We start from the raw sequence: 8,307 nt of genomic DNA on the forward strand, positions 1-8,307 counted from the left end.
AAGAGAGAAGAGAACGAGGGGATGATTTCAAGGTGGAAAAAGGCGAAGACCTTTTTCTTCTCCGGCTCCTCTTTCCTCTCCTTCTTTCTTCATGATTTTCATAGAAAAAGGGAGGCAGGAAAATGAGCGTTCAAATGAGTACGGAACTCGGAAAAATTGAGATAGATACACAAGTGATTACGACACTTGCAGGCGCGGTTGCCATGGAATGCTACGGACTGGTCGGTATGTCTTCGCGTCGTACGATGAAAGACGGGATCGCCGACATTTTGCGCCGGGAAAATCTGTCACGCGGTGTAGAAGTTCGGGACGAGAATAATCGGACTGTTATCGACCTGTATATTATCGTGAGCTACGGGACGAAAATTTCCGAAGTAGCTCATAGTGTGCAGGAACGTGTAAAGTACGCATTACATAAAACACTGGGATTAACGGTAGATGAAGTCAACATTTATGTGCAAGGTGTTCGTGGAGAAATGAGCTCCTAGAAGGACAAGGGAGGAAATTGTACGTGAGAAATCGCACATTGACGGGACAAGTTCTCCGTCAAATGTATAAAATGGGCGCGGAGCGCCTGACGCAGCATGTCAAAAAGGTGGACGCGCTCAATGTGTTCCCTGTGCCGGACGGCGATACGGGAACAAATATGAATTTAACATTTACTTCCGGCGTAGCCGAGTTGGAAAAATTGGCGGAACAGACAGCGGAAAAGGTAGCATCCGTATTCTCACGTGGGCTATTGATGGGTGCGCGCGGCAATTCGGGGGTTATTTTATCCCAGTTGTTCCGCGGTTTTGCTAAAGGATTAGCCGACTCTGTGGAAGCGGACAGCCACAAGCTGGCGGATGCGTTCCAACAGGGTGTGGAGATGGCGTACAAAGCCGTTATGAAGCCCGTGGAAGGCACGATCCTGACGGTGGCCCGGGAAGCGGCAGCAGCCGCGCGCAAAGCGGCACGCTCCGGACTTATTGAAGATGTTGTCGAAAGGCTGGTTGAAGCGGCCCAGAAAGCACTGGATAATACGCCCAATCAATTGTCGGTACTCAAAGAAGTCGGCGTGGTCGATTCCGGCGGACAGGGGCTTGTCTATATTTATGAAGGCTTTTTGAAAGCGGTAAAAGACGGCATCGTATTCGCCGAGCCGGAAGAAGCGAAGCCGGCGGTTGCGGAAGGTATGTCTTTATTTGGTGAGACGCATGACGAGATGCACCATGTGATTAACCCGGCTGATATCAAATACGGATACTGTACAGAATTTATGGTGCACGTAAGACCGGATGCCGTCTTTACGCAGGACGAGTTCCAGGAACGGATTAGCGCATATGGGGATTCGCTGCTTGTCGTCTCGGATGAGGATCTGGTGAAGGTTCACATCCATGCCGAAGAGCCGGGTGAAGTGCTTTCGCTTGCCCAGCAGTACGGCGCGCTTGATCGGATTAAAATCGAGAACATGCGCCTGCAGCATGAAGAGGTGCTGCGTCGCCAGAAGACAAGACAGGCGCTGAAGTCGCCATCTGAAACCCCTACCGTGTCTGCGGAAAGATCGCAAGTGACCGAAGCAGTAAGGGGCGAACCGGATTTTGATATACCGCAACCGGAGAATGCGAAAAAGCCGTATGCGATTATTGCAGTGGCGAGCGGTCAGGGGATTGCTGACATCTTCAAAAGCCTGGGCGTCGATCGTATCATTGAAGGCGGACAGACGATGAATCCGAGCACCGAGCAGTTTGTAAGCGCCATTGAAGAGGCAAACGCAGAGCGGGTTCTCATCCTGCCGAACAACAAAAATATCGTCATGGCTGCTCAGCAGGCCGCAGAACTGGTAGACGTACCTACGGCCGTCATTCCGTCCAAGAGCGTACCGCAGGGCATGTCCTCACTGCTCGCATTCTCGGCGGACGAGCCGCTTGAGCAGAACCGCGATCGGATGAGTGAGGCGCTTGCGCTCGTTAAGACCGGCCTTGTCACATATGCCGTACGGGATACGACGTTGAATGAGTTGATAATTAAAGAGGGCGATTTTATCGGTATTTTTGACGGCGATGTCGTTACGTCCGGACAGGATGCGTATGAGACGGCCAAAGCGTTAATTAGCCGGATGGTTGATGAAGACGATGGATTGATTACGGTGATTTACGGTGCGGATGTGAAAGAATCGGCTATGAATGAATTGGAGAAGCAGTTGCGCGCCTCATTTGACAGCTATGAAGTGGAAGTGCATGACGGGGGACAACCGCTGTATTCATTTATTATCGCAGTCGAATAAACGATAGACACAAAAAAGGGGATGATCCTTCGCGATGAAGCTCTATATTGTAACTGACAGCACGGCCGACATCCCGAAAGAGCTGGCTTCCGAATTGGATATTCATGTAGTTCCGCTGAAGGTCCATATCGATGATGCCACGTATCTGGACGGGGTCACCCTGACAACCGCACAGTTTTATGAAAAGCTTGAGAAAGCGGACAGGCTGCCTCGTACATCCCAGCCCTCCCCGATCGATTTTGTTGATATGTATGAAGCGCTGGCCGCAAAAGGGGAGGATGCGCAGATTATTTCCATCCATCTTTCCAGCGCATTGAGCGGCACGTACCAGACAGCCAACCTTGCAAAAGATATGGTACAGGACAAAATAAAGGTACATGTCATTGATAGCCGGACCGCTTCGTATGCGCTTGGTTCGATTGTCGTGGCAGTGGCGCGTGCAGCTCGCGAAAGAAATAATTTACAGCAGTGTCTTGATCTGGCTCAGCGGCTTATTGCCAACCATGCAGCATTCTTCGTAATGGATACGCTTATGTATCTGCAGAAGGGCGGACGCATCGGGAAAGCTTCCGCTGTATTGGGATCGCTGTTGAACGTTAAGCCGATTTTAACATTCGACGAGACAGGGGAAGTGGCTGCAGTCGAGAAAGTGCGCGGCAAGAAAAAAGCGGTAGGCCGAATGCTGGATTTGGCCAAAGAATTCGCCGGCAGCGCACCGGTTGTGGCCGCCGTCGTGCATGCAACAAGCCATGAAGAAGCCGAAGCTTTGAAGGCGCGGATAGCCGAAGAACTGAATGTGATACAGGATATGGTCGTGACGGAGTTGGGCCCGGTTATCGGCACATATGGCGGGCCGGGTTTACTGGCCGTAACGCTGTATAAGGTATAACAGGCTTTTGATTTTTGGCAAACTATGTGGTTTGAGATCCGGAAGGTAAGATTTCTATAAAAAGAACATTCCTATCTCTTAAAGAGATAGGAATGTTTTTCTATAAAGGAGCCGAAGAACAGTGAGCGATCCATTGCAACAACCCGTTACCGCAATAAAAGGAATCGGAGCGGAACGAGCGCTTGATTTGGCCTCGCTTGATATTCATACCATACAGGATTTGCTTGAACATTTTCCATACCGTTACGAAGATTACCGGGTGCGGAGTTTGAGCGAGGCGGAGGACGGAGAAAAGATTACCATTGTCGGCACGGTATACGGAGAACCGGTTGTCCGGTTTTACGGTAAAAGCAAATCCCGTCTCACCGTAAAAGTCGTGGTGGACCGGGTAGTGGTAACCGCTATCTGGTTCAACCGCCATTTCTTAAAACAGCAGTTGCGTGCGGGACGTGAGATTATGCTATCCGGCAAATTCGAGCAAGCCCGTCTGCAGATAACGGTGAGTGAACATCATTTTCTTGATACTAACAAAAAAACTCCCCAACAGGGTTCGATTCAGCCGGTATATTCTACAACCGCCAACCTCCAGGTAAAGCAAATCCGGCGCTGGATTGAGGAAGCGTTGAAAGAATATGGCGGTGCGATAGAAGAAATTCTTCCGGAGAACCTTATGCGCAAGTATAAGCTCGTGCCCCGTGCGGACGCCATCCGTAACATTCACTTTCCGGAAAGTGTGGCGGCCGGAAAACAGGGGCGCCGCCGTCTGGCGTTCGAAGAACTGTTTTTATTCCAGCTAAAACTTCAGGCGTACCACGCGATGAACCGGCGGGCGAGTGACGGTGTGGCCCAGCAAATTCCGATCGAGCAGGTGCGTGAATTCATCCGCGGCCTTCCGTTTCCGCTAACGGGTGCACAGAAGCGCGTGGTGAAAGAAATCCTCGAAGATATGCAGGCTGAGTACTCTATGAATCGGCTGCTGCAAGGAGACGTAGGCTCCGGAAAAACGATCGTGGCGGCCATCGCATTGTACGCGACGGTTGCGGCCGGTTTCCAGGGGGCGCTGATGGTACCGACGGAGATTCTTGCAGAACAGCATTACGCAACGCTTAAGGAATTACTTGTGCCGCATCGGATTGAGATTGCTCTGCTCTCGGGCAGTGCAACGGTGCGGCAGCGCCGTGACATTCTCGCCGGACTGCAATCCGGTCTTATTCATATTGTTATCGGTACGCACGCGCTGATTCAGGAAGACGTGTATTTCCGTAATCTCGGTCTGGTCATTACGGACGAGCAGCATCGGTTTGGGGTAGAGCAGCGCCGCGTTTTGCGTGAGAAGGGGCTGCATCCGGATGTGCTGTTTATGACAGCGACGCCCATCCCCCGCACGCTGGCGATTACCGCGTTCGGCGACATGGATGTATCGACGATCGATGAACTCCCGGCAGGGCGTAAACCAGTCGAAACATACTGGGTTAAACATGACATGTTGGACCGAATTCTGGCTTTCATGCAGAAGGAATTGGATACAGGAAGACAGGCATATGTAATCTCGCCGTTAATTGAGGAATCCGAAAAATTGGATTTGCAGAACGCGATGGATGTCCATGCGCAGCTTAGCCATTATTTTGCGGGAAAATATAATGTAGGTCTTATGCATGGTCGGCTGCCTGCGAAAGAAAAAGACGATGTCATGCAGCGGTTCAGCCGCGGTGAAGTTCATGTGCTTGTCTCGACGACGGTAGTGGAAGTCGGCGTCAATGTGCCGAACGCTTCCCTTATGGTCATTTACGATGCGGAGCGATTCGGTTTGGCCCAGCTGCACCAACTGCGCGGCCGCGTCGGCCGCGGTGCGGAACAGTCCTACTGCATTCTGATTGCTGACCCAAAATCGGAAGTCGGTAAAGAAAGAATGCGGATTATGACAGAGACGAACGATGGATTTGAAGTGGCGCGCCGTGATCTGGAACTGCGCGGTCCCGGTGATTTTTTCGGCACAAAACAGAGCGGCCTGCCTGAATTTAAAGTAGCCGACGTCGTGCAGGATTACCGTATGCTTGAAGTGGCCCGCCAGGAAGCGGCTGAAATTGTCGGCCTTCCTGTGTTCTGGGTCGGTCCGGAATATGCGCCTTTGCGCAGATACTTGAAGCGGGACGACTATTTTCTTGAGAAGATTAAAGATTAGAGTTCCCCGCGATCTGATTTTCGTCCGTCATCCTCATCGTCCGATTCGTCTGTATGGTGTGACCAGCGAGGTGAATGCTCAAGGCGATGACCGATATGAAGGACCGCATACATCAAAAACATGGCAAAAGCGGTCATGCCGTAATAACCGGCGCCTACCGAGATACCGATCCCCCCTGCGAAGAATACCATCGCTGCGGATGTTAGACCTTTGACGGAACGGCCGCGCTGAATAATGAGTCCGGCGCCAAGAAAACCGAGTCCGCTGACAATCTGTGCGGCCAGCCGCATAGGGTCCATCATCGTATGACCGGGTATCGAATATCGATCCACAGTATGAATCGAGACGAGGGTTAGGAGGGTGGACGCTACGGTGACGAACGTATATGTCTTAATGCCGGCGGGTTTGGAGCGGCTTGTGCGTTCCAGCCCGATAGCAAATCCGAAAATGGCGCTTAATGTCAGACGCAGGTACATCTCCCAGTTCTCAAAGTGGAGTACGGAACGGGAGAGTTGATCAATAAAATGGTTCAAAGTTACTTTCTCCCCTCTCTAATGTTTTTATCTTACCATCATATTCTATGAGTATGAAAGATAAAAAAAACCGTCCGGCAACAAGCCAGACGGACATGTCAAACGCCGCGCGCCTGACATGCATAATGGGAGAGGAGAAACCGGAGGAAGAGCTTATGGGGAAACGTAAGTCTTCTCCGCGGTTGTCGGCAACACGGGGTTCCCGTGTTACTGTTATTATTTTGGACGTGTCCTGCTCATAATATACATACGAATGTAAGAAAGCGCTCTAATTATTTACCAGAATATTTGTTTATGTTATACTAACGACGTTTAAAAACGGAAAACAGTGGAGTGGAAGTCATGCGGGTAGTATCTGGCTCGAAAAAGGGGCATCCACTGCAGGCTGTGCCCGGTAAAGGCACGCGGCCTACGGTGGACAAAGTAAAAGAATCGATTTTCAATATCATCGGTCCCTATTTTGATGGGGGATTGGTGCTCGATTTGTATGCGGGAACAGGCGGGCTCGGTATTGAGGCGCTGAGCCGGGGAGCGGAAAAATGCATCTTTGTCGACGCGAATCGTAAGGCGGTTGGAGTGATCCTGCAGAATCTCGACTCGACAGGATTGAGAGGGCAGGCGGAGGTATACCGCAATGACGCGGATCGGGCTTTAAATGCACTGAAAAAGCGGGGAATCGCATTTGATATTGTGTTTCTCGATCCGCCGTATGCCGAGCAAAAAATCGAGAGCCAGGTCGCCATCATGGCGGATCACGGCCTGCTCGTTCCGGATGCTATGATCGTTGCCGAACACGATGCGGGAGACAAGCTGCGTGAACAAATCGGCAGCGTAGTTAAAGTAAGAGAAACAACATACGGTCAGACGACCATTACGATTTACCAAAACGAGGGGTAGACGACAAGGAGGGGGTATTATTGAGTATTGCAGTGTGCCCGGGAAGTTTTGATCCGGTTACATATGGACACCTCGATATTATCCAGCGGGGGACCAAAGTGTTTGATAAAGTTATTGTAGCGGTGCTTATCAATCGCAATAAAGTAAACCCGGTATTTACGATCGAAGAGCGTCTTGAGTTGCTGCGTGAAGTAACGAAGGGGATGCCGAACGTTGAAGTTGATACATTCAACGGTTTGCTTGTGGATTACATGCATACAAAAGGCGCAAAAGCCATTATCAAAGGCCTGCGCGCCGTATCGGACTTCGAATATGAGATGCAGATGGCGTCCATCAACCGTCTGCTCGACAACAAAATCGAGACATTTTTTATGATGACCAACAACCAGTATTCCTTTTTAAGTTCAAGCATCGTGAAAGAAGTCGGCAAATATGGCGCAGACGTCAGCAGCCTGGTACCGCCTGTAGTGGAAAAAGCGCTGCGTGAAAAGTTTGGAGAACCCCGCTAGGTCGGGGTTTTTTCGATGCTTATTTTTTGGCAAGCAGGGCTCCCAGATGTACCGATATGATGGTGAACAATAGCATTCCGGCACATACTAGCAGGGAAACCATCTGGGGGGGCGAGAGTGCCCAGAGTGATTCCTGCGCCGGATTGAATGCAGGAAGCCAGACAGGCAGCGCGCTTTGTGTTGTTTGTTGAAGCTTGTCGTACAAAAATGCTCCGATCGTGTACGTAAATGCAAAGGCGAGCATGGCATGGCAGATACGCGCGAACAGGAACGGCCAATAACGAATGTCTGTCTCGGCAAGCATGCTGGCGACCTGTGCATGTACAGATAGTCCGCCCCAGGCCAGCACCGCGCTTGTGATTGCCATGACAAGCGCGGGGGCCTGGGAGCCGAACAGCTCGCTGGCTTGTTTGGCGCCGAGCGTTACTTCAAACAATCCGTAGATAAACGCTTGGGCCGCTTCAAACGGATAACCGAAGAGAGCCAGCATTGCTCCAAGAAGAGCGGACAGCAGAGCGATGAGTTTCAATTTCATGAACAGGGTCAGTAATACAGAAAAGAAAAGGATGAAACCTCCTACTACCATCTGTGTTTGCAGCGAGGTAGCCACGGCGTCTCCCATTAGTTTGCCGAACGACCTTCCGTCCTGAAGGCGAGCGTGATGCATGGAAGCGAGTGCCCGGTACAGGAGCGGTTTGGAACTGTCAGGTCGATACGGCGTACGTTCACCGTCCCGGTTATGCCGTGCCATAATCAGTCCAACAATGAGAGCGGTCGTGTAATGGGCAATAAGCAGCACAAGCCCTACTTTGGCGCTGTGAAAGAAGCCGATGGCAACGGCCCCGGTAATAAAAACGGGATCGGATGTCGTAGTATAAGATACGAGGCGCTCACCTTCAGCGCGTGAGATTAATTTTTTTTCGCGAAGGCGGACGGTCAGCTTAGCGCTGATCGGATAACCGGACGCAAATCCCATCGTCCAAACGAATGAACCGGGGCCGGGAATGTTAAACACAGGGCGCATGAGCGGT

8 protein-coding genes are annotated in these 8,307 nt (G+C 51.1%); 6 read left to right on the forward strand and 2 right to left on the reverse strand.

The features are described 5' to 3' along the window. Positions 1 to 122 precede the first annotated feature (122 nt). From B2899_RS06445 to recG, 4 genes are all read left to right on the forward strand, one after another. The gene (locus B2899_RS06445; RefSeq protein WP_146809442.1) at positions 123 to 488 is read left to right on the forward strand and encodes an Asp23/Gls24 family envelope stress response protein; all 366 of its coding nucleotides are present in this window, start codon (positions 123 to 125) and stop codon (positions 486 to 488) included. Positions 489 to 511: 23 nt separating this feature from the next. Next, positions 512 to 2,266 carry a DAK2 domain-containing protein gene (locus tag B2899_RS06450; protein WP_414631755.1) on the forward strand — a complete coding sequence of 585 codons (1,755 nt, stop codon included), beginning with the start codon at positions 512 to 514 and terminating at the stop codon, positions 2,264 to 2,266. A 34-nt stretch (positions 2,267 to 2,300) separates the two neighbouring features. Then, positions 2,301 to 3,155 (forward strand): DegV family protein, encoded by an 855-nt coding sequence (locus B2899_RS06455; protein ID WP_146809441.1) that lies wholly within the window; start codon positions 2,301 to 2,303, stop codon positions 3,153 to 3,155. 121 nt (positions 3,156 to 3,276) lie between these two features. Further along, a complete protein-coding gene (recG, locus tag B2899_RS06460) occupies positions 3,277 to 5,337 on the forward strand; it encodes an ATP-dependent DNA helicase RecG (protein ID WP_146809440.1) in 2,061 nt (686 codons plus the stop codon). On the opposite strand, the gene B2899_RS06465 is transcribed toward recG, so the two are convergent. Beyond that, positions 5,334 to 5,870: an MgtC/SapB family protein gene (locus B2899_RS06465; RefSeq protein ID WP_286884562.1), complete on the reverse strand. Its 537-nt coding sequence runs from the start codon at positions 5,868 to 5,870 to the stop codon at positions 5,334 to 5,336. The genes recG and B2899_RS06465 overlap by 4 nt on opposite strands. A 342-nt stretch (positions 5,871 to 6,212) precedes the next feature. On the opposite strand from B2899_RS06465, the gene rsmD reads away from it, so the two are divergent. Both rsmD and coaD read left to right on the forward strand, forming a co-directional pair. Then, a complete protein-coding gene (rsmD, locus tag B2899_RS06470) occupies positions 6,213 to 6,767 on the forward strand; it encodes a 16S rRNA (guanine(966)-N(2))-methyltransferase RsmD (protein ID WP_146809438.1) in 555 nt (184 codons plus the stop codon). A gap of 20 nt (positions 6,768 to 6,787) precedes the next feature. After that, positions 6,788 to 7,276, forward strand: coding sequence for a pantetheine-phosphate adenylyltransferase (gene coaD, locus B2899_RS06475; RefSeq protein ID WP_146809437.1), 489 nt, complete (start codon positions 6,788 to 6,790; stop codon positions 7,274 to 7,276). 19 nt (positions 7,277 to 7,295) lie between these two features. Here the strand turns inward: coaD and B2899_RS06480 are convergent. Continuing rightward, positions 7,296 to 8,307: sporulation integral membrane protein YlbJ (locus tag B2899_RS06480; protein ID WP_286884563.1), on the reverse strand; the 1,012-nt coding region annotated here is incomplete at its 5' end.

The organism is Aneurinibacillus sp. UBA3580 (assembly GCF_002375825.1).
Lineage (GTDB): Bacteria > Bacillota > Bacilli > Aneurinibacillales > Aneurinibacillaceae > Aneurinibacillus > Aneurinibacillus danicus.

Coding starts and splice junctions, on each gene's coding strand:
- B2899_RS06445 (WP_146809442.1), top strand. CDS start 123: ATGAGCGTTCAAATGAGTACGGAACTCGGAAAAATTGAGATAGATACA.
- B2899_RS06455 (WP_146809441.1), top strand. CDS start 2,301: ATGAAGCTCTATATTGTAACTGACAGCACGGCCGACATCCCGAAAGAG.
- rsmD (WP_146809438.1), top strand. CDS start 6,213: ATGCGGGTAGTATCTGGCTCGAAAAAGGGGCATCCACTGCAGGCTGTG.